The 22,007-nt window shown below is 57.1% G+C and carries 24 protein-coding genes and 1 tRNA gene; 17 read left to right on the top strand and 8 right to left on the bottom strand.

Annotation, left to right across the window (positions count from 1 at the left end):
- The 5 genes from paaB to ACR3EM_RS01285 are packed head-to-tail and all read left to right on the top strand — an operon-like array spanning position 1 to position 3,376.
- Entirely contained in the window at positions 1 to 285 is a 285-nt protein-coding gene (gene paaB, locus ACR3EM_RS01305) for a 1,2-phenylacetyl-CoA epoxidase subunit PaaB (protein WP_170404692.1), read from the top strand.
- Positions 285 to 1,052, top strand: a complete 768-nt coding sequence (paaC, locus tag ACR3EM_RS01300; protein ID WP_480469017.1) for a 1,2-phenylacetyl-CoA epoxidase subunit PaaC — start codon at positions 285 to 287, stop codon at positions 1,050 to 1,052. The genes paaB and paaC overlap by 1 nt, the downstream gene beginning before the upstream one ends.
- A 6-nt stretch (positions 1,053 to 1,058) precedes the next feature.
- Positions 1,059 to 1,517: a 1,2-phenylacetyl-CoA epoxidase subunit PaaD gene (gene paaD, locus ACR3EM_RS01295; protein ID WP_480469016.1), complete on the top strand. Its 459-nt coding sequence runs from the start codon at positions 1,059 to 1,061 to the stop codon at positions 1,515 to 1,517.
- A 14-nt stretch (positions 1,518 to 1,531) separates the two neighbouring features.
- Positions 1,532 to 2,605, top strand: a complete 1,074-nt coding sequence (gene paaE / locus ACR3EM_RS01290; protein WP_480469015.1) for a 1,2-phenylacetyl-CoA epoxidase subunit PaaE — start codon at positions 1,532 to 1,534, stop codon at positions 2,603 to 2,605.
- Positions 2,606 to 2,617: 12 nt separating this feature from the next.
- The gene (locus ACR3EM_RS01285; RefSeq protein ID WP_480469014.1) at positions 2,618 to 3,376 is read left to right on the top strand and encodes a Phenylacetic acid catabolic protein; all 759 of its coding nucleotides are present in this window, start codon (positions 2,618 to 2,620) and stop codon (positions 3,374 to 3,376) included.
- 3 nt (positions 3,377 to 3,379) lie between these two features.
- Here ACR3EM_RS01285 and ACR3EM_RS01280 read toward each other — a convergent pair whose 3' ends face one another.
- The 5 genes from ACR3EM_RS01280 to paaG all read right to left on the bottom strand — a co-directional run bounded on the left by ACR3EM_RS01280 (position 3,380) and on the right by paaG (position 6,822).
- The gene (locus ACR3EM_RS01280) at positions 3,380 to 3,595 is read right to left on the bottom strand and encodes a hypothetical protein (protein WP_480469013.1); all 216 of its coding nucleotides are present in this window, start codon (positions 3,593 to 3,595) and stop codon (positions 3,380 to 3,382) included.
- A gap of 69 nt (positions 3,596 to 3,664) precedes the next feature.
- Entirely contained in the window at positions 3,665 to 4,261 is a 597-nt protein-coding gene (locus ACR3EM_RS01275; protein ID WP_480469012.1) for a TetR/AcrR family transcriptional regulator, read from the bottom strand.
- Positions 4,262 to 4,283: 22 nt separating this feature from the next.
- Entirely contained in the window at positions 4,284 to 5,591 is a 1,308-nt protein-coding gene (gene paaK, locus ACR3EM_RS01270; protein WP_480469011.1) for a phenylacetate--CoA ligase PaaK, read from the bottom strand.
- 15 nt (positions 5,592 to 5,606) lie between these two features.
- Positions 5,607 to 6,035: a hydroxyphenylacetyl-CoA thioesterase PaaI gene (gene paaI, locus ACR3EM_RS01265; protein WP_480469010.1), complete on the bottom strand. Its 429-nt coding sequence runs from the start codon at positions 6,033 to 6,035 to the stop codon at positions 5,607 to 5,609.
- A 1-nt stretch (position 6,036) separates the two neighbouring features.
- Positions 6,037 to 6,822, bottom strand: a complete 786-nt coding sequence (gene paaG, locus ACR3EM_RS01260; protein WP_480469009.1) for a 2-(1,2-epoxy-1,2-dihydrophenyl)acetyl-CoA isomerase PaaG — start codon at positions 6,820 to 6,822, stop codon at positions 6,037 to 6,039.
- A 179-nt stretch (positions 6,823 to 7,001) separates the two neighbouring features.
- Between paaG and ACR3EM_RS01255 the strand changes: the two genes are divergently transcribed.
- From ACR3EM_RS01255 to ACR3EM_RS01220, 8 genes are all read left to right on the top strand, one after another.
- Positions 7,002 to 8,021 carry a TRAP transporter substrate-binding protein gene (locus ACR3EM_RS01255; RefSeq protein ID WP_480469008.1) on the top strand — a complete coding sequence of 340 codons (1,020 nt, stop codon included), beginning with the start codon at positions 7,002 to 7,004 and terminating at the stop codon, positions 8,019 to 8,021.
- A gap of 54 nt (positions 8,022 to 8,075) precedes the next feature.
- Positions 8,076 to 8,579 (top strand): TRAP transporter small permease, encoded by a 504-nt coding sequence (locus ACR3EM_RS01250; RefSeq protein WP_480469007.1) that lies wholly within the window; start codon positions 8,076 to 8,078, stop codon positions 8,577 to 8,579.
- Positions 8,579 to 9,931 carry a TRAP transporter large permease gene (locus tag ACR3EM_RS01245; protein ID WP_480469006.1) on the top strand — a complete coding sequence of 451 codons (1,353 nt, stop codon included), beginning with the start codon at positions 8,579 to 8,581 and terminating at the stop codon, positions 9,929 to 9,931. Before ACR3EM_RS01250 ends, ACR3EM_RS01245 begins: the two co-directional genes overlap by 1 nt.
- 28 nt (positions 9,932 to 9,959) lie before the next feature.
- Positions 9,960 to 11,984, top strand: a complete 2,025-nt coding sequence (paaZ, locus tag ACR3EM_RS01240; RefSeq protein ID WP_480469005.1) for a phenylacetic acid degradation bifunctional protein PaaZ — start codon at positions 9,960 to 9,962, stop codon at positions 11,982 to 11,984.
- A gap of 53 nt (positions 11,985 to 12,037) precedes the next feature.
- A complete protein-coding gene (locus ACR3EM_RS01235; RefSeq protein WP_480469004.1) occupies positions 12,038 to 12,841 on the top strand; it encodes a PaaX family transcriptional regulator C-terminal domain-containing protein in 804 nt (267 codons plus the stop codon).
- A gap of 75 nt (positions 12,842 to 12,916) precedes the next feature.
- The gene (locus tag ACR3EM_RS01230; protein WP_480469003.1) at positions 12,917 to 14,389 is read left to right on the top strand and encodes a flavin-containing monooxygenase; all 1,473 of its coding nucleotides are present in this window, start codon (positions 12,917 to 12,919) and stop codon (positions 14,387 to 14,389) included.
- Positions 14,389 to 15,360: an alpha/beta fold hydrolase gene (locus ACR3EM_RS01225; RefSeq protein ID WP_480469002.1), complete on the top strand. Its 972-nt coding sequence runs from the start codon at positions 14,389 to 14,391 to the stop codon at positions 15,358 to 15,360. Before ACR3EM_RS01230 ends, ACR3EM_RS01225 begins: the two co-directional genes overlap by 1 nt.
- An 82-nt stretch (positions 15,361 to 15,442) precedes the next feature.
- Positions 15,443 to 15,519, top strand: a tRNA-Met gene (locus ACR3EM_RS01220).
- Positions 15,520 to 15,577: 58 nt separating this feature from the next.
- Here the strand turns inward: ACR3EM_RS01220 and ACR3EM_RS01215 are convergent.
- On the bottom strand, positions 15,578 to 16,513 hold the full coding sequence (locus tag ACR3EM_RS01215; RefSeq protein WP_480469001.1) for a hypothetical protein: 936 nt from the start codon (positions 16,511 to 16,513) through the stop codon (positions 15,578 to 15,580).
- Between the two features lie 968 nt (positions 16,514 to 17,481).
- Between ACR3EM_RS01215 and ACR3EM_RS01210 the strand changes: the two genes are divergently transcribed.
- Positions 17,482 to 17,670, top strand: a complete 189-nt coding sequence (locus ACR3EM_RS01210) for a hypothetical protein (RefSeq protein WP_480469000.1) — start codon at positions 17,482 to 17,484, stop codon at positions 17,668 to 17,670.
- 268 nt (positions 17,671 to 17,938) lie between these two features.
- Here the strand turns inward: ACR3EM_RS01210 and ACR3EM_RS01205 are convergent, their stop codons facing one another.
- A complete protein-coding gene (locus tag ACR3EM_RS01205; RefSeq protein WP_480468999.1) occupies positions 17,939 to 18,991 on the bottom strand; it encodes a hypothetical protein in 1,053 nt (350 codons plus the stop codon).
- Positions 18,992 to 19,189: 198 nt separating this feature from the next.
- Between ACR3EM_RS01205 and ACR3EM_RS01200 the strand changes: the two genes are divergently transcribed.
- A complete protein-coding gene (locus ACR3EM_RS01200; protein WP_480468998.1) occupies positions 19,190 to 19,756 on the top strand; it encodes a PepSY domain-containing protein in 567 nt (188 codons plus the stop codon).
- Between the two features lie 38 nt (positions 19,757 to 19,794).
- On the top strand, positions 19,795 to 20,454 hold the full coding sequence (locus ACR3EM_RS01195) for a response regulator transcription factor (RefSeq protein WP_480468997.1): 660 nt from the start codon (positions 19,795 to 19,797) through the stop codon (positions 20,452 to 20,454).
- 5 nt (positions 20,455 to 20,459) lie between these two features.
- On the opposite strand, the gene ACR3EM_RS01190 is transcribed toward ACR3EM_RS01195, so the two are convergent.
- Positions 20,460 to 20,594 (bottom strand): hypothetical protein, encoded by a 135-nt coding sequence (locus ACR3EM_RS01190; RefSeq protein WP_480468996.1) that lies wholly within the window; start codon positions 20,592 to 20,594, stop codon positions 20,460 to 20,462.
- 60 nt (positions 20,595 to 20,654) lie between these two features.
- Between ACR3EM_RS01190 and ACR3EM_RS01185 the strand changes: the two genes are divergently transcribed.
- Positions 20,655 to 21,782 (top strand): ATP-binding protein, encoded by a 1,128-nt coding sequence (locus tag ACR3EM_RS01185; RefSeq protein ID WP_480468995.1) that lies wholly within the window; start codon positions 20,655 to 20,657, stop codon positions 21,780 to 21,782.
- The last annotated feature ends 225 nt before the right edge of the window (positions 21,783 to 22,007 follow it).

The raw sequence follows: 22,007 nt of genomic DNA, 5'->3' as shown, positions 1-22,007 counted from the left end.
ATGAACAACGAATGGCCCCTGTGGGAAATCTTCATCCGCGGACAACATGGCATGAGCCACCGCCATGTCGGATCGTTACACGCGCCAGACGCCGAGATGGCGATCAAAAATGCCCGCGACGTCTATACCCGCCGCAATGAAGGCGTTTCGATCTGGGTGGTTGAGGCCAACAACATCTCGGCCTCATCGCCCAGCGACAAAGGTCCGCTGTACGAGCCCAGCGAAAGCAAGGTGTACCGCCATCCAACCTTCTTCGACATTCCCGAAGAAGTGGGGGCGATGTAATGAGTGCTCCGGTTTCCAATGACGCTTTGCTGCAGTTCCTGCTGCGAATGGGGGACAACACCCTGATCCTTGGCCATCGCGTCAGCGAATGGTGCGGCCATGCACCGGTGCTTGAGGAAGACATCGCTCTGGCCAATACCGCGCTGGACCTGATCGGTCAGACCCAGATGTGGCTGGGCCTTGCAGGAGAGATCAATGGCGGCAAGAGCGCTGATGATCTAGCCTTTCTGCGCGACGCCTGGGATTTCCGCAACGTACTGCTGGTAGAAGTTCCCAACGGAGATTTCGGACGCACTCTGATGCGTCAGTTCCTGTTTGATGCGTGGCATTCAATCATGCTCGGGCGTCTGATGAAATCATCCGACGAACGAGTTGCCGCGATCGCTGCCAAAGCCAGCAAAGAGGTCACCTATCACCTCGAACGTTCGGGCGATACGGTCGTCGGTCTGGGCGACGGGACCGAAGAAAGCCATGCCCGCATGCAAGAGGCGCTGGATTACCTTTGGCCCTATGTGGGCGAGATGTTTGCCAGCGACGACGTGGATGCCGAGATGGTTACGGCGGGGATCGCCCCGAGCCCGGCTGATCTGCGCGCAGAATATGACGCTCTAGTCGAGCGCATCCTGACCGAAGCGACCCTGACCATTCCAGAAAGCCGCTTTGCCCACAAAGGCGGACGCGATGGTCGCATGCATACCGAGCATCTGGGCCACTTGCTGACGCAAATGCAGTGGCTGCAACGCGCCTATCCCAGCGCAAAGTGGTAAGGATCGATGCGGGCCTCAACGGATCAGGTTTGGCAATGGCTCGACGCCGTACCAGACCCCGAGATTCCAGTGATCTCGGTCGTCGATCTGGGTATCGTGCGCGATGTTCAATGGGATGATGACACTCTGAAGGTCACGGTCACGCCGACCTATTCTGGCTGTCCGGCGACCTCGGTGATCAGCATGGACATCGAAACCGCACTACGTGACCACGGGATCAGCGATTTGCGGATCGAGACCAGCATCTCGCCGGCGTGGACCACCGATTGGCTCAGCAAAAAAGGCCGTGCCAAACTTGAAGATTACGGCATCGCCCCGCCCCAGCCCGCAGGCGGCCCCGAACGTTGCCCGCACTGCGGCAGCAAGGCGGTTGAGAAGGTCAGCCAGTTCGGCTCGACCCCATGCAAGGCCCATTGGCGCTGCACCGACTGCCTGGAACCTTTTGACTATTTCAAGTGCATCTGAGGGAGGATCACCGGATGGCACGCTTTCACGATCTGGAAGTCACCGACATTCACAAAACCATCCGCGATGCGGTGGTGGTGACGTTGAAGCCGATGAACGGCTCGGCTGAGGAGTTCGACTTTACCCAAGGCCAATACCTGACCTTCCGCCGCGATTTCGACGGGGAAGAGCTGCGTCGCTCTTATTCGATCTGCGCAGGCAAGGATGACGGAATTCTGCAGGTGGGGATCAAGCGTGTGGATGGTGGCGCGTTCTCAACCTGGGCGAACAGCGATCTGAAGGTCGGCGATACGGTGCAGGCGATGCCCCCCATGGGCAGCTTTCACACCGCAATCGATCCGTCCGCCGAAAAGCAGTATCTGGGTTTTGCCGGTGGGTCGGGCATCACCCCGGTTCTGTCGATCCTGAAAACCACACTCGCCCGAGAGCCACACTCCCGGTTCACGTTGGTCTATGCCAACAAAGGCGTGAACACGATCATGTTCCGAGAGGAGCTGGAAGACCTTAAGAACCTCTATATGGAGCGTCTGAACGTCATCCATATTCTGGAAATAGACGCGCAAGAGATCGAACTATTCACTGGTCTGGTGACGCAGGAAAAATGCGCCGAACTGTTTGAGCACTGGATCGACATCCAGAACGTCGACACAGCCTTTATCTGTGGCCCCGAGCCCATGATGCTGGGTATTGCCTCAGCGCTGCGCGCACATGGGTTGAATGACGGGCAGATCAAGTTCGAGCTCTTCGCCAGCGCCCAACCTGGTCGCGCCAAGCGAAAGGTGAGTGGAGCAGACACGTCATCTCAGGCCAACCAGACCAAAGCGTCGATCACGATGGACGGGGCTACGCAGACAGTCACCATGCCCAAGGATCAGTCGATCCTTGATGCGGCTTTGGAAAACGCGATGGACGCGCCTTACGCCTGCAAGGCCGGGGTCTGTTCAACCTGCCGATGCCGGGTGCTTGAAGGCGATGTCGAGATGGTCGCCAATCACGCATTGGAAGATTACGAGGTCGAGAAAGGCTATGTCCTGAGCTGTCAGGCCTATCCGCTGACCGACACCGTGGTCGTGGACTACGACCAGTAGACGGAGGGAATGATGGCTGAAGACATGACAATCGAGAGCTATCTCGCAGCAGGTGGCGTTCTAAGCAACCCGACCAATGTTCCGCCGCGCTATCGCGCGGAGCTGATGAAGCTGATGGCAACTTTCGTAGACAGCGAACTGGCCGGCGCAGCAGGCTTTGCCGATATCATCAATCAGGGCCCCGGCATCAAAGAACGCATCGCGGCGGCCAAGATTGTGCTGGAAAAGACCGACAATGCGGATCGTGTTTTGAAGATCATGGGCGAGTTCGGAGCCAATACGGATCGCTATGCAAATCACCACCCCTGGACCACGCGTCTGGATCGTGATGCAGATATCGGGGCGACCCGCTCTGAGCATGACATGCGCCTTGCGGTGTTCAACTATCCGATCGAGGGGTGGGAAGACGCTGTGGTGATGAATCTGCTGATGAGTCAGGCGGTTGCCGTTCAACTCTCTCAGTTTTCGCAGATATCCTATCAACCTCTGGCCGAAGCCTTCCGCGAGATATCCCCGATCGAGGCACGCCACGGTGAGCTGGCCTTTGAGGGTGCGGGCAAGCTGATCGAACAGGGAAAGGCTGCAGAGATGCAAGTGTCAGTCGACTATTGGTGGCCCCGCGTCGCGGCCAGTTTCGGGGTCGGCACCGCCGAGAAAACCGAAACGCTCCGCAAGCTTGGGCTGCGGCAGCTGACCGGGGTTGAAATGAAAGATCAGTGGGTGGCCAGAGCGACCGAACAGGTCGAGAAACTGGGCCTCAAAGCGCCCTAACTTTCAAGGTCGGCGCTTGCGACTCAGCAACCCATACTTCACGGCCAATCCGCGAAGTGAACGACGCTTGCGCCGATCTTTCTTCGATGCCTTCCGCGATTGAGCACCACTTTTCCGATTGAACTCGAAGACATCAATCACGCGCTCGGCGCAGCCACAGGCTTCGCCCAGACCGACTTTAGCAAAGTAGAATTTATCGAAACGATCAGGGCATTGCATAAGGGGCCTCCGCCCTCATTCAAACCGATCCGTGCTGCGAAACCAAATCAACTCTGCGCCAAACGCCTGTTAGAGACCGTCAACGCCGGACAAGGTCAGGTCACTCACCAGCGCGGCATAGTCGCTGCGTGCATCGGTATCTGCGCCTGCGTTCCACATGTAGAACCAGTTCAGCATCCCGAACACGGACATGGTGGTCGCTCGCAGCTTGGCTGCGTCATCCTTGAAGGTTGCAGGCGAGGTGCTGGCGATGATGTCGCTTACGAACACCACCAGATCTCTTTGATATCCACGCAGCAGTTTCTGCTGATCCTCGGGCAAGGCCGACATGCCGCTGGTTTGCACCCGGTGCTCATCATCCACGCCCTGATAGGCCAGCAGAATTTCCCGTACGACGCGCCTCAGGCGTTCCGCAGGCTCCAGCCCATCAAGGTCAAGGCCGCAAATCTGGTCACGCAGCTGCAGCAGGTAGCTGTCGAGTATATCGAACAGAATGGCATCCTTGCTGTCATAGTAATGATAGATGTTGGCCTTCGATATCCCGCATTCCCGCGCCAGTTGAGACATGGACGCCCGATCAAACCCTTCCTGCGCGAAAACGCGCGCGGCGGATTTCAGGATGCGAGCCCGTTTGTGGTCATGGTCTTTTGCTATCGTGCGCGCCAATACACTACACTCCGTCTCTGCGTTAACTGTCCCGATTGTCGATCACGCGCCGGGCTTTGCCCTGCGAGCGTTCGACTTCGCCCGGCTCGCCTATATCGATCTCGGTCGAGATGCCAACCACCTCTTTAATCCGGCGCGATAGCATCCGGGCAGCAGCGGTTTTGCTCAGCTCATCTGCTGCGTCCGGCGTTGCCTCGACATGGATGCGCATCGCGTCCATCCGACCCGCTTTGTAGAGCTCGATCTGGTAATAGGGCGCGAGACCGCCGGTTGCCAGAACCTGCTCCTCGATCTGGCTGGGGAAGACATTGACACCACGCAGAATGATCATGTCATCCGAACGCCCGGTGATTTTCTCCATCCGTCGCATCGATCGCGCGGTGCCGGGTAGCAGCCGGGTCAGGTCGCGGGTACGATAGCGGATCATCGGAAGGCCCTCTTTGGTCAGAGTGGTAAAGACTAGCTCACCAATCTCGCCATCGGGGAGGACCTCGCCAGTCACGGGGTCAATAATCTCGGGATAGAAGTGATCTTCCCAGATCACCGGACCGTCTTTAGTTTCGACGCACTCATTTGCGACGCCCGGTCCCATGATCTCGGATAGGCCATAGATATCGACGGCATGCATGTCGAAAGCTTGCTCAACCTCGGCGCGCATCGAATCCGTCCATGGCTCGGCACCAAAGACGCCAACAGCCAGAGAGCTTTCGCGCGGATCAAGGCCAACCTTATGATACTGCTCAAGAATGTTCAGCATATAGGACGGTGTCACCATAATCCCGTCCGGTTTGAAATCTGTGATCAGATCAACCTGCTTTGCGGTCTGCCCGCCGCTCATCGGGACGACCGTGGCCCCCAGACGTTCGATCCCGTAATGCGCGCCCAAACCGCCGGTGAACAGGCCATAGCCATAGGCATTGTGCACCATGTCGCCCCGGCGCAAGCCGCTGGCCCGCAAGGACCGCGCCACCAAATCCGCCCAATTGTCGATGTCGCCCTGCGTATAGCCAACTACAGTCGGCTTGCCCGTGGTCCCCGACGAGGCATGGACCCGAATGATCTGCTCTCGCGGAACGGCAAACAGGCCAAACGGATAGTTTTCCCGCAGATCGTTCTTGTAGGTAAACGGGAACCGCGCCAGATCACTGAGGGATTGCAGGTCGTCAGGATGCACCCCGGCCTCATCAAACCGCTGCCGGTACATAAGTACGTTCTCATAGGCATGGCGCAGCGACCATTTCAGCCGATCCAACTGTAAGCTGCGGATTTCATCAATCGAGGCGATCTCGATCGGATCAAGATCCGCCTTGTTCGGAGTAAGATCCTTCATGCCATCCCCCTCGTCTCAGGTCTCATCAAACACTGGCCCTTTGACCGCGCGGGAAAAGCCCCGAAACTCTGCGATCTTCTGGCCGGTCTGGTTGGTTACGGTTACGTCATAGATGCCGCTGCGCCCGGTCAGGCTTTGTTCCGTTGCGCGGGCCGTCAGCAGGTCACCGGAGCGCGCAGGCGCGACGTAGCTGATCACATTGTGCTGCGCCACTGTGGACTGGTTGCGACTGTTGCAGGCAAAGGCAAAGGCGCTGTCGGCCAACATGAAGGTCACGCCGCCATGGCAGATCCCGTGCCCGTTGCAGTGATGCTCGGCGACCTGCAGCGCCAACGTTGCAACACCTTCATCCATCTCGACCAGTTCCATGCCTGCCCATTGCGAGGCATTGTCCCGCCCCCACATGGCAGCGGCGGCTTTTTGGGCGCGTTCCTTCGGTGTCATCTCATTCCCCCCGAAACACCGGCGCGCGCTTTTCCAGAAACGCAGTTACGCCTTCGGCATAATCCGCGCTTTCACCGCAGGTTTTCATTGCGTCCGCCTCAATCTCCAGATGATCGGTCAGAGTATGCGTGGCAGCCGCTTGTATCGTCTGCTTCGTCAGGCCAAGCCCCAGCGTCGGACCATTCGCGAATTGTTCCGTCAGCGCGCGCGCCTCGGCCACCAGATCGGCGTCGGGAATCGCTTTCCAGATCAGCCCCCAATCTGCCGCCTCCTGCGCTGGCAACGGCTGCCCGGTCAGGGCCAGACCCTTGGCCCGCGCCTCACCCAGCAGGTGCGGCAAATGCCAGCTGCCGCCGGTATCGGGGATCAGACCAACTTTGGAAAACGATTGGATGAACTTCGCAGATTCGGCGGCAAGTACCACGTCGCAGGCCAAGGCGAGATTCGCCCCTGCCCCGGCAGCGACACCATTGACGGCACAAACAACGGGAAATTCCAGCGACCGGATCAGGCGGACCAAAGGCGCATAAAACGTACGCACTGTGTGGCCGAGATCAGGCGGCCCCTCCATCGTTGCAGGGTTTCGATTCCCCAAATCCTGCCCTGCACAGAACCCACGACCCGCGCCAGTCAGCAGCACAGAACGGGCGCCTTCGTCGCGCGCGGCTTCAAGCGCAGCGCGCAGGGCATAATGCATCTCATCAGTGAAACTGTTCAGGCGATCTGGGCGATTGAGTGTAATTTCAACCCATTGCCCCATATTCTGCGAAATAATCGTGTCGGACATACCCGGTTCGCTTTTCATAAGTAACAACAAACTTCTTGCATAAACCGAACGGTTGGTCAATAAATTCTCCAAGCTTTTGTGAATCGGCGGGTCAACGACATCTGTTTAGCCCCGTTGATAGTTACAAAACGAACCAATACCAAATTCACGACTTGCGCTTTTGAGGAGGAGATCCGGTCATGAAATTCACCAAGCTCACCACCCTGTTGGCCTCGGCAACGCTGGCGGTGTCCGGCACCATCGCCTTTGCTGCCGACTACACTTTGACGATTTCCAGCTGGGCACCGCCCACCCATGGCATCAACGCAAAGATGTGGCCCAAATTCGTCGAGATGGTGGAAGAGGCCACCGACGGGCAGGTCACTGCGGAACTGAAACTGGGCATCGCACCACCGCCCGCACAGATGGACCTGATCATGGACGGCGCTGCCGATGCCTCGATCATCTTCCACGGCTATCAGCCGGGTCGCTTCGTCACCACCAAACTGATCGAGCTGCCGGGTTATGAAGGTTCGGCCGAGGACGCTTCGGTGGCTTACTGGCGCGCATATGACCAGCACCTCAAAGCTGCTGACGAACATCGCGGTGTGAAGGTCATTGCCCTGCACACCCATGGCCCTGCACAGCTGCATTCCAGCACCCCCGTGACCTCTCTGGAGGAAGTATCGGGTCTGAAGGTGCGCATCCCCGGTGGCGTTGGCGGTGACGTAGGCGCAGCGCTTGGTGCAACCGGCATTCAGGTGCCTGCCCCGAAGGTCTACGAGACGCTGGCATCGAAAGCCGCTGACGGCGTGGTAATGCCACTGGAATCGCGCAAGGGTTTCAAGCTAACCGAGGTTGCGCAGAACGTCTATGAGATGCCCGGTGGCCTCTATCGTGGTTCGTTTGCCTTCATCATGAACGAAGACACCTTCGCAGATCTGCCACCCGAGCTTCAGACGGCGTTGGAAGAAAACGTATTCGGTGAACCGCTGAGCCGTGAGATCGGCAAGATCTGGGATGAGATTGATGCCACAGGTCGCGAGGCGACCGAAGCGGCGGAAGGCAATGCCATCAACGCTGCCACAGACGCGGATATGGAGAAGTTCTCGGCCATCGCTGAAGACATCCGCGGCAAGGTCATCGCCGAGGTTGACGCAACAGGTGTCGACGCTCAGGCCGCCTATGACATGATCAAATCGGAAATGTCCTCGAACTGATCCGACTGCAGGGCGGCCTTTGCGCCGCCCTGACTTACCCTGCGCGAGTTTCCCATGACCCCGATAATCCAGCTTGTGCGACGCGCCAGCGCCCTTCCCGTGATCGTGGCGTGCATCGCCCTGTTCATCCTGATGGCAATGACATTTTGCGATGTGATCCTGCGTTCGGTCTTAAATGCGCCCATTGAGGCCGCCACCGAACTGACGCGGATTCTGATGGCCATTCTGGTGTTTTCAGTCCTCCCGATCGTCTCAACCACCAACGGCCATATCGCAGTCGATCTGACGGACGGGTTCTTCCACCGTCTGCATCTGTCGCGTGCGCAGGACGTGGTGATCTATGTGGTCAGCGGCATCATGTTGTTCTGGCCGGTCCAACGCGTTTGGGTCCTGGCTGAACGCGCGCGGGATTATGGGGATGTGACCGAATATCTCTCAATCCCCACCTACCTGATCGGCTGGTTCATTACCCTGTCTGTTGCCATCACCGCACTGGTGATGATCGCCACCGGGCTGCTAAAGGCCTTCGCCCCAAATACTTTGACGGAGCCTATGTAATGACCGCAGCACTGATCGGATTTGCGATTGTATTGATCCTGGTGCTGGTGCGCCTGCCCATCGTCTTTGCCATGGGACTGGTCGGCACATTGGGCTTCGCCTACGAACGTGGCGGCTCGATCTTTGATGAGCGCGGGTTGAAGGCTGCCATGTCCATGGTGGGCCGCCAGATCACTGATACTGCTCAGGATTATGGTCTATCCGTTGTTCCGCTTTTCATCTTGATGGGCCTGTTCGTGAACAAGGGTGGCATGGCGCGCGAGCTTTATGCAGTGTCCAATGCTTTCTTGGGTCACATGCGCGGCGGAATCGCTATGGCCACGGTCGCAGCCTGTGGTGGGTTCTCGGCCATTTGCGGCTCGTCTCTGGCCACCGCTGCGACCATGTCAAAGGTCGCGATGCCGCAGATGCGACGCTATGGCTATTCCGACGAACTTTCGACCGCCTCGATTGCCGCTGGTGGCACGTTGGGCATTCTGATCCCCCCATCGGTCATTCTGGTCATCTATGGGCTGCTGACCGAGACCTCGATCGGGAAACTGTTCATGGCGGGGATCATACCTGGCATTCTCGGTATCCTCTTCTACCTTTTCGCGGTGCGCTGGACCGTTTGGCGCAATCCCGAGTCCGGGCCGGCCGGGGAGCGCGCCACCTGGTCGGAGCGTATCCGTGCACTGGGCTCGGTCTGGGCCGTGCTGCTGTTGTTCTTTCTGGTGATCGGCGGGCTGTACGGAGCCTTTGACTTTGAACCCCTAAACCTGACCTTTTCACCGACTGAGGCCGCAGGCATGGGTGCCGCGGGAGCCTTTCTGATCGCCCTATTTCGAGGTGGTCTGACTGTTGGCTCAACCTTTGAGGTGCTGAAAGAGACCTGCTTTACGGCGTCTGCCTTGTTCGCGGTGCTGATCGGCGCGCAGATATTTTCGAACTTCATCAATCTGGCTGGCTTGCCCGAAGCCCTGATTGCAATGGTCACAGCCTATGATGTGGCGCCGTTTGTCGTGATCCTGATGATCCTTGGTATCTACATCATTCTGGGTTGCGTCTTCGAATCTCTCTCGATGCTGTTGCTGACGGTTCCGATCTTCTTCCCGTTGGTCACGTCTCTGGGCTATGACCCAATCTGGTTTGGCATCGTTGTTGTGGTTGTCACCGAAATCTCGCTGATCACCCCGCCTGTGGGCCTGAACGTCTTCATCCTGAAAGGCGTGGTGGGCGATGTCTCGACCGGCACCATCTTTCGCGGCGTTACACCATTCTGGATCGCCGATATCTTCCGCCTCACGCTGATCGTGCTGGTGCCCATCGTGGTCCTGTACCTGCCGCAGCAAATGGGCGCATTAGGGCACTAAGCCCCGCCTCATTAAACAGGAGAACACCATGTCCCTGCATCAGATTTCCAGCTTTGCCGCTGGCACTTGGGTCGCGCCCGGCGAAGGCGCACGCACCATCGCATCCGCCATCACCGGCGCACCATTTGCCAGCGCAGGAAACGCGGCGCTCGACATGCAGGCCATGCTGGATTACGCGCGCAACACCGGCGGCCCCGCTCTGCGCAAGCTCACGTTCCACGACCGCGCCCGGATGCTCAAGGCGTTGGCACAAGCGTTGTCTGCGCACAAGCAGGCCCTTTACGACCTGAGCTTTGAGACCGGGGCCACGCAGAAGGACCACCTGATCGATATCGACGGCGGCATCGGCACGATGTTTGTCTTCGCCTCTAAAGGCAGACGCGAGATGCCGGACGCTCAAGTCTACCTAGACGGTGAGATTGAGCAGCTTTCGCGCAACGGCACCTTTCTTGGGCAACATATCTGCACACCACTGCAGGGCGTGGCAGTTCATATCAATGCGTTCAACTTCCCGGTCTGGGGGATGCTGGAGAAACTGGCCCCGACGCTGCTTGCGGGCGTCCCCGCCATCGTGAAACCGGCCACCAATAGCTGTTACGTCACCGAACTCGCTGTACGGATCATGCTGGACAGCGGCATCTTGCCCGCAGGTGCGCTGCAACTGGTCTCGGGCGGGTTAGGAGACATGCTGGATCACATGGGCTGTCAGGATGTGGTCAGCTTCACTGGCTCGGCGAACACCGCGTTGAAGCTACGGCAGACACCTGCGATCTTGCAGAACTCGGTCCGGTTCGTTGCCGAGCAGGACAGCTTGAACGCCTCGATCCTCGGCCCCGATGTAAAACCCGGCACGCCCGAATTCGACCTGTTCATCAAGGAAGTCTCCCGCGAGATGACCACCAAGGCGGGTCAGAAATGCACCGCCATTCGACGCATCATCGCACCCGACAGCCAGATCGATGCGGTGATCAACGCGCTGTCAGCGCGGCTGGCGAAGATCACCATCGGCGACCCTCGGGTCGAGACCACGCGCATGGGTGCGCTTGTGTCCAACGGGCAGAAGGCCGACGTGCTGGAAAAGGCCGCTCTGATCGGGCAAGAGGCTGAACGGGTCTTCGGCGATCCGGACGCGTTCGACCTACACGGCCCCGAGACCGGAGCCTTCGTCCCCCCGATGCTGTTTCACTGCGCCGACCCAGACAAAGCGCAGCGAGTCCATGACACCGAGGCGTTTGGCCCAGTATCGACCCTCATGGGATATCGCGATCTAGATCACGCGGTGGCGCTGGCCAATCGCGGTCAGGGGTCTCTGGTCACGTCGCTGATCACTCATGACACCGACGTCGCGCGCGGCGTGGTGATGGGATCTGCGGCTTTTAACGGACGTATCTACATCAACAACCGCGACTCGATGGCGGAATCGACCGGTCACGGCTCTCCGCTGCCGCATATGGTGCATGGTGGACCGGGCCGTGCGGGCGGCGGTGAGGAAATGGGCGGTGTGCGCGGTGTGAAACACTATATGCAGCGCACAGCCATTCAGGGATCACCACAGATGCTCTGCAGCATCGGAACCAAATGGGTACCCGGAGCGACAGAAGTCAAAGGCTCTGCACACCCCTTTACCCGCAAGTTCGGAGAGCTGCAGGTCGGAGAGACGCTGCACACCGGCTCGCGCAAAATCACGCTGGACGATATCGAACACTTCGCCAATTTCACCGGCGATACGTTCTACGCCCATATGGACGAGGACGCAGCGGCGCGAAATCCGTTCTTCCCGGGCCGCGTGGCGCATGGCTATCTGTTGCTGAGCTTTGCTGCGGGCCTGTTTGTCGAGCCGAACGAGGGGCCGGTGCTGGCCAATACCGGGCTGGACGGGCTGCGCTTCATGAAACCCGTTGTTGCCGGAGATAGCATCAAGGTACGACTGACGGTGAAGCAGAAAACTCCGCGCAATGATGACTATGGTGAGGTCCGCTGGCACGTGTCCCTGACCAATCAGGATGACGAACCGGTCGCAGAATACGAGCTTCTGACCATGAACGCGCGCTGAAGGGCTGCACATACCTGTTTTTCTTATTGGACCTAATGGGTTAAACTGGTCGTATGACCAACCAAAGCTCGTGGTTCGAAACGGCTGTGGCCGAGTTGACGGACCCGCAAGACCAGCGGGTGTGGTCGATCATTGTCTCGCTGTTTGGAGACATGGCGCAGGAGCCCGGAGCCCAGATCTCGGGCGGTGCTCTGACACGGATTATCGAGCCGATGGGCATCAAGCCCGAAGCCATCCGTGTCGCTGTACATCGCTTGCGCAAGGATGGCTGGATCGAGAGTGACCGGATTGGCCGCGTCTCGCGCCATATTCTTTCGGAGTTCGGCAGAACCCAATCGGCCATGGTCACGCCGCGCATCTATGCGCGCGGCCCGACACCCATCGAGCATTGGCATCTGCTGATCGCCGAAGACGGATCCGGAACGCAGGTGCTTGAGGACGTGATGCTCAGCGATGATTACATCCCCATAGGGCGCAATGTTGCTATGGGTGCAGGCGTGGCTCCGAGTCAGACGGATGGCTTGCTCGCTCTGGACATTTTCCCGCACACAGCCCCGAAATGGGTTCAGGATCGGTTGTGCCCACCTGAGTTACGCGCCTCGTGTCAGACCCTTTTGGCAGCGGTCGACAGGGCTGCGAAGTCCCGCCCCGAGGCGTGGGTGCCAACACCCTTGCAGAGCGCGACTTTGCGCACCCTGCTCGTGCATCGATGGCGGCGTGTTGTGCTGCGCCAGCCGGATCTGCCCCCGGGGTTCTACCCTTCGGACTGGGTTGGTCCCGCGTGCCGCGACCGTGTGTTTGGCCTGCTTGACGTGCTACCGCGCCCATCGGCAGCCGTGCTGAGTGGGAATGGCTGACCATACGGCAGTCTGTTCAAACTGCGTGCCTGCCCCATATCATCAATGCAGTGCGCAAACGAAGGGGAGGCAGAGATGGCGGCGCAAACCGACATGCTGATCGTCGGAGCCGGGTTCTCGGGCCTGACTATGGCACTTGAGGCTCGCAAGCGCGGGCTATCGGACATTACCATTCTGGAAAAAGCCAGCGATATCGGCGGGACATGGCGCGAAAACACCTATCCCGGCGTTGCTTGCGATGTACCCTCGCATCTTTATTCAATGGCAACCCACCTCAACCCGCATTGGACCCGCGCCTATGCCGGTGGCCCTGAGATCCAGTCCTATCTGCAGCGTATCGCGCGGGACGAAGGGCTATATGAGCTCTGCCATTTTCATCAGAAACTCAAATCCGCCCATTGGGACGGCTCCCGATGGCAAGTTGAAACAGAGGATGGCCACCGCTGGTCAGCGCGCTTTCTGGTCTCGGCCATCGGCGCACTGCATGTGCCGCGCATTCCGCAGATACCAGGCGCCAGTAGCTTTCCCGGCCTCAGCTTTCATTCCGCGGAATGGGATCATGACGTTTCGCTGAGCGGCAAACGGATCGCCGTTATCGGGACCGGAGCTTCAGCAGTTCAATTCATCCCCGAGATCGCTAAAACCGCAGCCCGCGTCACCATTTTCCAACGCAGCGCACCCTACGTTCTGCCTCGCCCGGACGGCCCGATTGCTCCATGGGTGCGCCGCTTGTACGCGCACCTTCCGCTGCTGCCCCGCATCCGGCGCCAATTGATCTATATGTTGTTCGAGTTTCGCCACCGCGTATTCCGAGGCGAACCCCGCGCCGTCGACTTTGCAATGAAAATGTGGCGACAGGCTTTGGAGAGCGCAATATCCGACCCAACACTGAGAGCGGCGCTGACGCCCGATTACACAATCGGGTGCAAACGCATCCTAAGCTCAAACGACTGGTACCCGGCACTGGCCCGAGACGATGTAGATGTGGTGCCTCGTGCGGTCACTTCGATTGACGGAAACCGTCTTACGGCAAGCAACGGCGATGAGATCGAGGCCGATGTTCTGATCTGGGGAACCGGGTTCCATGTGACTGACATGGTCGACAATCTCGACATCACGGGTGCTGATGGTCTGACCCTGAAACAAGCTTGGACCGATGGCATGAAGGCGAACCTTGGCACCGCAATCGCCGGGTTTCCCAACTTCTTCATCCTTCTAGGACCCCATACCGGGCTGGGGCACAATTCGGTTGTGCTCATGATCGAAGCGCAAGTCGCCCATATCGGCCGCGTTCTGTCGGGGATGCGTGCGAATGGCCTCCGCATCATTACCCCGGATGCCGACAAGCAGGCTGCGTTCACGCAAGAAATGCAAGAGCGCCACCTTGAGAGCGTTTGGCAATCTGGCGGTTGCACCTCGTGGTATCAGGACGCCAACGGGCGCAACACGACGCTCTGGCCGGGCACAGTCTCCGAGTTCAGAAAACGCATGGTGCGATCGGGGCTCGAGCAATACCATGCCCTAACAGAAACAACCGGAGATCCCTGATGTCGATCCTGCTAACGATTGTCTTGCTGTTGGTGGCTTGCCTGCTGGGCATGCACCTTTGGACCCGCCGCCTGACGCGGCAGGGTACCGAGATGGTGCCGCAACTGGGACAGATCGTTCCTGTTCCGGGTGGCAGCATCCACTATGTCGAAAAAGGCGACCCCGCCAACCCGACCATCGTCATGATCCACGGCCTCTCGGGCCAGTTGCAGCATTTCACCTATGCGCTGATGGATGACCTTGCGCAGGATTATCACGTTCTCGCGGTCGACCGTCCGGGCTGTGGCTATTCCACCCGCGATACTGCTCAACTGGCGGCCTTGCCTGAACAGGCCCGCATGATCCACGCGTTTCTCGAAACCAAGAATGTCGATCAAGCCATATTGGTTGGTCACTCGCTCGGCGGCGCCGTGTCACTGGCAATGGCTCTGGACTACCCGGACAGAACGGCGGCGCTGGCGCTGCTGGCTCCCCTGACTCAGGCAATGCCCACACCGCCTGCCGTCTTCAAACCACTGGAAATCCGCACCGAGTGGCTGCGCAACCTCATCGGCAACACGATCGCCGTCCCGATGGCCCGAAAAACTGCGCCCCTCGTCTTGAAAGACGTCTTCGCCCCCGAACCCGCGCCCAATGATTTTCTGGATCGTGCCGGAGGTGCCCTCGGCCTGCGCCCCTCGGCCTTCATTACCGCATCGCAAGACGTCATCGGTGTCGAATCCAGCATGGGCGCATTGAACCAGCGTTATGGTGAACTGCAAACGCCCGGTGGTATCCTGTACGGCAGCGAAGACCCAATCCTGTCAGCCAGGGTCCACGGCGCGGCAATGACGAAATTTGGCCTGACCTTTGAGGAATTAGAGCAGTGCGGCCATATGATCCTGATCACCGAACCCGAAGCCTGTGCGCGTTTCATTCGCCAAATCGCCGAGAAAACCCACGGCCTCACAACAAAACGTAGCACTCGCTGAGAGACCAAGCAAAGAATCTCGACGGGCACGCTTTTCCCTCTTGACCCTCCCCGGCCCCTCGCTTAAATCGCCTCTCACTCATGGCGGAGTAGCTCAGTTGGTTAGAGCAGCGGAATCATAATCCGCGTGTCGGGGGTTCAAGTCCCTCCTCCGCTACCAAAATCCCAACATTGTCCGAAACGTGCTAACGCGCACCCGCGTATGGCGTTTATTCAACTCAGGCCTTCGATCGCAATACCGCTTCAAACACTTGTTTGATCTCTGCGATCTGCTCCGGTGTATAGCCCGAAGATACCTGATCTGAACCATTTTCCAGATCATCAGTCGAAAACAGCTGCGGTAGAGAGGGGAAGAAGGACTGGCGCAGCGCCTCATTACCCTGTTCATATTTGCTCACGTAGTCCCGGCGTTGAGCTTGCGTCAGCATCCGCGCCTTTCCACTCTGATCCGGTGGCAATGCCCTTTGTATTTGACGGATTTTCGGATGCCCTGCCTCTGCCAAGGCCTGCAGCAACTGAATGCGCCCAAGGGAGGGAGAGGTGTTCTCAACCCGCGTTTTGGGCACCAAACGCGCCAGGTCATCGAAACCCATCACAGACAGAGCGTCCGTCACTGTCGATCCCCCGATCAGACTGTCGCGTTCGCAGATACGTGGATGGATATCGCATTCCAGATTGAACCACGGCCGCAATTCCGCATAGTAATCCGATCCGGAACCATCGAACTTATCGATGTATTCCCAGATCGTCCCCCGGAATCGACCGTTCTTCATTTTCTGCAGGTATTTACTTTCGATATAGCGATCCTGCCGACGGAAATAGACCAACAAATTTAAAGGATACTGTCCAAGCACAGGAAGCGCTTCCATGATATCGGCGGGCGACATTCCAAACAGCATCTCTGACGAAATCAGAGCCTTTCGGGCTGTGCAGGTTCGAATTTGCTGTGTCAGATGTGAGGATATCTCTTCAAGCTGCTCCAGACGATGCTTGTTGATCGCAACAGCAAGCTTATTGACCGAGGAATGCCCTTTGGCGGTAGCATATAATAGCCCTGTATCTTCGAGCGTGGCAGAGTTCTCATTACAATAGTGCTGAAGCGCTGTGGTACCGCTTTTGGCAGTGCCAATATGCAGCCAGATTTCCTGAACCATATTTGCCTTCGGTTTCTTACTTGCGCTTCGGCCACCGCACGAATGCTAAGAATTTTGATGATTTCATCACTCGGGGAATACAAAGTAAACGCGTATTCTTAACGAGCCCGGCGATTTCCAAGCTCTCGGTGCGGCTCTCAGGATGATGACGTTTATTCTGCATGTAAAAAACGGCGGTTATGATCCCATACTTTCAAATGCCATAGGACAACCTGTGGTCGCGAACTGAATTTAGTGCGAGGAACTGCCAAAGCATTCAATTCAGAATACCGGCGATTGCCCCGATTAGGTTCAACACTTGGAACGTGTCACGGTTTACATCGCAAACTTAGTCTCCGACTCGCACATAGTATCTTTTGCACCGCAATCCCCATCAGCTGGGGTCGTCGTCCCGGACATACCCCTCATAGATGTAGTCACCCGGTGATAGTTCTTAGCCTTCCCGAGCGGGACACACTGCGTCGCCTTTTTTTCGCGGGCCTAAGGGGCAATGTCTGGGCTTGGATTTCGCAAGCATAGGCGCAGTTGTGTCGGCTCCATGACATTACCCAGTGCCAAAGCCCAACTATCTGTGATTTAAACTTCCAATTGACGTGCCCTGCAGGGTCAAAGTTATCGTCAAAATTCCAACAGCTATTATCATTCCCAGCGCCCTTCATCAGCTTAACGGTCCAGATTGCTCGTGAACGGGCATTGACGAGTATATCGGCGAAGCGATGTCCTCGGCGCGGCGGCCATGTCGGCAACCAAAGGGGCTAACGCTGGGCGTTTCTCTCTACCCCCAAAGAGGCCAGAGTAGATCCTTTTCACCCACCATGCCGCCCGGTAGTTCGTTTGTCTTTGTTTCGAGAACAACATTAACTGAATGTGAACAATGTATTCTCAAAGTGTTCAACCAAGCTGAGGCATAGTGTTCTTGTTGGATCAAACGAGTGGTAAACCATTTGATCGCTGACAAGGGGAAACGCATGATTAAGCCTGCCTTTGTGACTGAAGAGTCCAGCACAACAGCTGTGATGCAAACTTCCGGCCAAAGCGCCGAAGAACGTTTGTCAACCACGACCAAATCGAGCAGTGGTCGCTTCCCTCCTATCGAAAATGCATTAACACAGATCGTCAAAAACAAGCGGCTTTCCGAGGCACATAACAACGTCTGAAGGCAGTTCAGCAGACCCCCACACAATTCCCGATATCTGTCCTGATTATTGGAATTGAAAACTAAATCCCGCTCCGTTTTGGGGCGGGATTTCTTTTTTGGCACGTCACAAAAAACGCTTGCGGCCTACGCCGGCTTGGCTAGGCCCGAGAATAATGTAGGCCAGCCACTTCCCATCCCTACGAAGCATGCGGCTGGCCCAGCATGCAGTACTTCCGTGAGTAGTCAGCACTGTGGGTTATATGAGCTGAGGGAGCTTTGGTCTGTGCTTACAGACCCAGAAGAGACTTGACCTCCGCCTCAACGGCATCGGTGACAGGTTTGTTGGCTGCGGCTTCCAAAGCTTCCCGTTCGGTCAATTCCTGTTCTTCAACCAGATCGACCAACTCCTGAACCTCTTCAGTCGCTTCTTCGTACTCAACTGCGGCTTGTCTTTCATCGTTCAGGTCTTGTGCTTCTTCGACCGAACTCTCCAAATCTGCGCGCGCTTGTTCGAGTTGTTCTTCTATTTCTGGGTCGGTTCCACCCGCGTCCTCCAACGCTTGTTCAAGCTCCCCGACGCGCACCTGGTTTTCCTGAACATTGTCCAGCGCAGTTTGCAGATCTTCCTCGATTTCAGGAACTGTCCGCGCCGGTGGCTCCAGATCGGTGAGCTGTTCAAGTTGTTCTGCAAGCTCCTCACGCAATGCATCTCCAGCCAAGACGGTATCGCGGTAATTGCCAATGCGACCAACCCGAGAATTGGGCGATGCATTCGCCAATGCAGTTGGGCTGGCGTTGGCCGCGTTCAAAGCACCCAACTCCGACGGGTGGGCACCAAGAAGCGCAGCTATCCTGTTACCTTTAGTCCGGACTTCTGGGCGAATGGATTCTTCAACAATCACTGTTTTTGAAGGCTTCTTTTGCGTCCTTGGCTTTTGCTTTCCACCACCGATGATCGATTTTTTCTTTGAAGTAGCTAATGTTCGCGATTTGTCTTTGCTGCCGAAGATGTCCTTCAATGAAAAACGGCCACCTTTAGCTGCAGTAGAACGCGAAGATTTTGACTTTGAGTTGCCGACTTTGGATTTTCCTGCAGTTCGGCCAACTCGGTTTTTTTCGGCACCCTTTTTCCCGCCCTTGTTTCCGGCAGAGCTGTTGTCACCGCGGTCTCCTTTGCCGGAGTTACCGTTTCCACCGTTGCCGTTTCCACCCCCCTTGCCTTTGCCTTCCTTAGCAAAAGCAACGTCCGGAGCGGCAATGGTGGCGACAATAGCTGTCGACCCCAGCAAAGCGATTGCCAAGGTTGAGGCTTTTATCAGTCCCAAAGTAGTGGTCTTCATATCGATCTCCTCGCCGGACGGCAGCAAACACCAGTTCTTAGAACCAGATATTAATGTTCAAGCGTCTTGATTCATGCACGAATCGTTCATCTTCTTGGCCATTGAACTTGAGTGTGCTTGAACGCAGAGGTAACTGCTTGTTCATCATCGGTTCATGTCGGGCCGCGTAATCTTGCGCCAGGAAATACGAGGACTTTCATGCGTGCGTACGTATTCTTGCTGGCTGCAAGCGTGCTTGTTGCTTCACCCAATGGGGAAGCGACTGCCCAAACACGCGAGCTCAAGCAAGGTGAACTGCGCAAGGCGACCCTGACAGGTGGCACTCTCCGGCTAAAACGGGTTATCGATGGTGTAGAGAATGCCTATGGCGGTATCCCGGTCGATGCGCGTGCGTTTCAGGCTGATCAGATTTACTATCGCATTCTCGTCAAAAAGCCTGATGGAAAAATCATCAGCGTGATTGTGAATGCCCAAACCGGTACCGTCGTTTCCAATCGATCCAGTATTGGCCGTCAAATATCGAACGCTGCCCGTTCAAACCCCACTAAAGCGAACAATCGCAATACCAATAGCAACCGCGGAGCCTCAGCGAGCCGTGGAAACAACGGAAACAAAGGGAACGGCAACAGCGGCGGCAATGGCAACGGTGGTGGAAACGGCGGCGGGAATGGCAACGGTGGTGGCAATGGCAACGGTGGCGGAAACGGCGGTGGCAACGGCGGCGGGAATTCTGGCGGGAACGGCAAAGGAAACGGCAAAAAATAAAGCTTAAACCAAACCGGTAGTGACTGTAGTTTTCGAGTATGAGAGTACTTCTAGCCGAAGATGAGCCGCAGCTGTGCGAGCAGATTAAGAAACTTCTAAATGCAGAAGGCCGCGTGGTAGATGTGGCCGACAATGGAACGGACGCGCTTCACCTGGGATCGACCGAACCATACGACATGATCATCCTCGACATTGGTTTACCGGAACGCGACGGCATCTCTGTCCTGCGTGAATGGCGCGGCGCTGGGGTTAAGACACCGGTGTTGATCCTTACGGCCCGCGATGGATGGAGCGAACGCGTGGATGGCCTTGATGCTGGTGCGGACGACTACATGACCAAGCCGTTTCATATGCCAGAATTGGCCGCACGTGTCCGCGCAATCCTGCGTCGACAGAGCGGTCAGTTGAACCCTGTGATCGAGATGGGGGACGTTTCCCTGGATACGCGAAACGGGCGGGTCAGCGTGGGCGGAATTCCCGTTGATCTGACCGCGCAGGAGATCGCGGTCCTGACATACCTTGCGCACAATATCGGACGCATGGTGTCGCGCACAGAATTGTCAGAGCACATCTACGAATACGACGGCGACCGGGATTCCAACACTATCGCTGTTTTCATAACCCGCCTGCGTAAGAAACTGGGCTCGGACCTCATCACAACGGTCAGAGGGCGCGGCTACATGATCGATACCGTCTGATGTTATCACTGCGCCAACGCGCTTTGCTTGGCGGCCTCGCCACCGGAGCGCTTTCTGTCGGCGTCGGAACTCTGATTGTATTCTCCTACATCAACACCCGCGTTCTTGGCCAGTTCGACGAGACGCTGCGCGATAGGCACACCCAACTCGTTGTTGGGTTGAGCGCGACCACGGATGACCCTGAGGCTTTGCGCGATCTTATGTTCGACCCGGCCTATGGTACGCCGTACTCAGGCCGATACTGGCAGGTGACGGACGGAAACGGAGCTGCATTTACTTCTGCCTCGTTGTTTGACGAAACAATTTCCGAACCCGCACGTGTGAAAGAAGAGGCAGTCGTGTGGAACACGTCAGGCCCGGATAACGAGGCCGTTCGCAGCGTTTATCAGAAAATCACGTTCGAAGACGGAACCGAATGGGGCGTGACCGTTGCCGAAAGCAGGCTTGAGTTGATCCGCGAACGTCGGGCTGCTCAAAACAACTTGCTTCCGGTTTTCGGGTTGGTCGGCTTAATCGGAGTTGCCGGCTCTCTGCTATTAATGTCTGCAATTGTCGGCCCGCTCACGAAGCTACGCACGGATGTGACGCATCGCTGGGACAAGGGAGACGACCTGAACCCGGAAGACTATCCAGAGGAGGTTTCACCGCTTGTCGAAGACCTCAATCAGTTGCTGCACAGAAACCGCGAAATTGTGTCTGGCTCTCGACGGCAGGCGGCGGATTTGGCGCACGCGCTTAAAACTCCAACCGCTATACTTCGAAACGAATTGACAAGTTTGTCGGACAACGGAGCAAATACAGAACCTGCCGAAGACGCGCTGAACAGGATTGATGCCCAGCTCAAGCGTTCTCTCGCGCGCATGCGTGCGTCAAACACCGCTGAACTTACGCACTCCCGAACTGATCTGTCGAATTCGGTCGCCAGACTATCCAGGCTATTCTCGGTCATGGCAGAACGCGAAGGGAAATCACTTACAACCGATTGCGAGGATGGACTGCAGGTTCGAATGGACACTCAGGACATTGAAGAAGTGATTGGAAACCTACTCGACAACGCCCTCAAGTGGTGCAGAACAAGCGTTCACATCACCGCGAAACGTGTTGCAGATGGAATTGAGATATCCATCGAAGATGACGGACCTGGAATTCCGGAAGACGCACGTGCAGGGGTGCTGCGTTCCGGAGGTCGGCTGGACACCTCTGTAAGCGGAACCGGCTTGGGATTGGCCATCTCCGTAGATCTTTTGAACGCCTACGGCAGTGAGCTGAAATTGGGAACATCTACCAGCCTCGGTGGCCTGGCCGGTCATATGCTTCTATCAGTATAAATATGACCGCATCGACTCAAACCGGGCACCGACCTCGCGAAATCGAAAGGTGCCTACTTACGCAGCTCTCACACTCACTAGTAAAATAACGATATTAGCTTTAGGACACCATACTCGTCGATGCCCGAAAATTCGACACCTTTCAGTCACAACCGTCGGCACACCTTTAAAAGCGCCTAAGATAACGGTTTGTGCAATCCTCGCCGAAAACACTCAGCATGGGGC

The organism is Ruegeria sp. AH3 (genome assembly GCF_056536265.1).
This window is presented reverse-complemented; position numbering and strand designations above follow the sequence as displayed.

What these genes read in the sequence shown, in the direction of transcription:
- ACR3EM_RS01210 (WP_480469000.1), top strand. Translation starts at nt 17,482, where the DNA reads ATGATTAAGCCTGCCTTTGTGACTGAAGAGTCCAGCACAACAGCTGTG.
- paaC (WP_480469017.1), top strand. Translation starts at nt 285, where the DNA reads ATGAGTGCTCCGGTTTCCAATGACGCTTTGCTGCAGTTCCTGCTGCGA.
- paaB (WP_170404692.1), top strand. Translation starts at nt 1, where the DNA reads ATGAACAACGAATGGCCCCTGTGGGAAATCTTCATCCGCGGACAACAT.
- ACR3EM_RS01185 (WP_480468995.1), top strand. Translation starts at nt 20,655, where the DNA reads ATGTTCGACCCGGCCTATGGTACGCCGTACTCAGGCCGATACTGGCAG.
- paaK (WP_480469011.1), bottom strand. Translation starts at nt 5,591, where the DNA reads ATGAAGGATCTTACTCCGAACAAGGCGGATCTTGATCCGATCGAGATC.
- ACR3EM_RS01280 (WP_480469013.1), bottom strand. Translation starts at nt 3,595, where the DNA reads ATGCAATGCCCTGATCGTTTCGATAAATTCTACTTTGCTAAAGTCGGT.
- ACR3EM_RS01245 (WP_480469006.1), top strand. Translation starts at nt 8,579, where the DNA reads ATGACCGCAGCACTGATCGGATTTGCGATTGTATTGATCCTGGTGCTG.
- ACR3EM_RS01225 (WP_480469002.1), top strand. Translation starts at nt 14,389, where the DNA reads ATGTCGATCCTGCTAACGATTGTCTTGCTGTTGGTGGCTTGCCTGCTG.
- ACR3EM_RS01230 (WP_480469003.1), top strand. Translation starts at nt 12,917, where the DNA reads ATGGCGGCGCAAACCGACATGCTGATCGTCGGAGCCGGGTTCTCGGGC.
- paaE (WP_480469015.1), top strand. Translation starts at nt 1,532, where the DNA reads ATGGCACGCTTTCACGATCTGGAAGTCACCGACATTCACAAAACCATC.
- ACR3EM_RS01250 (WP_480469007.1), top strand. Translation starts at nt 8,076, where the DNA reads ATGACCCCGATAATCCAGCTTGTGCGACGCGCCAGCGCCCTTCCCGTG.
- ACR3EM_RS01200 (WP_480468998.1), top strand. Translation starts at nt 19,190, where the DNA reads ATGCGTGCGTACGTATTCTTGCTGGCTGCAAGCGTGCTTGTTGCTTCA.
- ACR3EM_RS01195 (WP_480468997.1), top strand. Translation starts at nt 19,795, where the DNA reads ATGAGAGTACTTCTAGCCGAAGATGAGCCGCAGCTGTGCGAGCAGATT.
- paaG (WP_480469009.1), bottom strand. Translation starts at nt 6,822, where the DNA reads ATGTCCGACACGATTATTTCGCAGAATATGGGGCAATGGGTTGAAATT.
- ACR3EM_RS01235 (WP_480469004.1), top strand. Translation starts at nt 12,038, where the DNA reads ATGACCAACCAAAGCTCGTGGTTCGAAACGGCTGTGGCCGAGTTGACG.
- ACR3EM_RS01255 (WP_480469008.1), top strand. Translation starts at nt 7,002, where the DNA reads ATGAAATTCACCAAGCTCACCACCCTGTTGGCCTCGGCAACGCTGGCG.
- ACR3EM_RS01215 (WP_480469001.1), bottom strand. Translation starts at nt 16,513, where the DNA reads ATGGTTCAGGAAATCTGGCTGCATATTGGCACTGCCAAAAGCGGTACC.
- paaZ (WP_480469005.1), top strand. Translation starts at nt 9,960, where the DNA reads ATGTCCCTGCATCAGATTTCCAGCTTTGCCGCTGGCACTTGGGTCGCG.
- paaD (WP_480469016.1), top strand. Translation starts at nt 1,059, where the DNA reads ATGCGGGCCTCAACGGATCAGGTTTGGCAATGGCTCGACGCCGTACCA.
- ACR3EM_RS01205 (WP_480468999.1), bottom strand. Translation starts at nt 18,991, where the DNA reads ATGAAGACCACTACTTTGGGACTGATAAAAGCCTCAACCTTGGCAATC.
- paaI (WP_480469010.1), bottom strand. Translation starts at nt 6,035, where the DNA reads ATGACACCGAAGGAACGCGCCCAAAAAGCCGCCGCTGCCATGTGGGGG.
- ACR3EM_RS01285 (WP_480469014.1), top strand. Translation starts at nt 2,618, where the DNA reads ATGGCTGAAGACATGACAATCGAGAGCTATCTCGCAGCAGGTGGCGTT.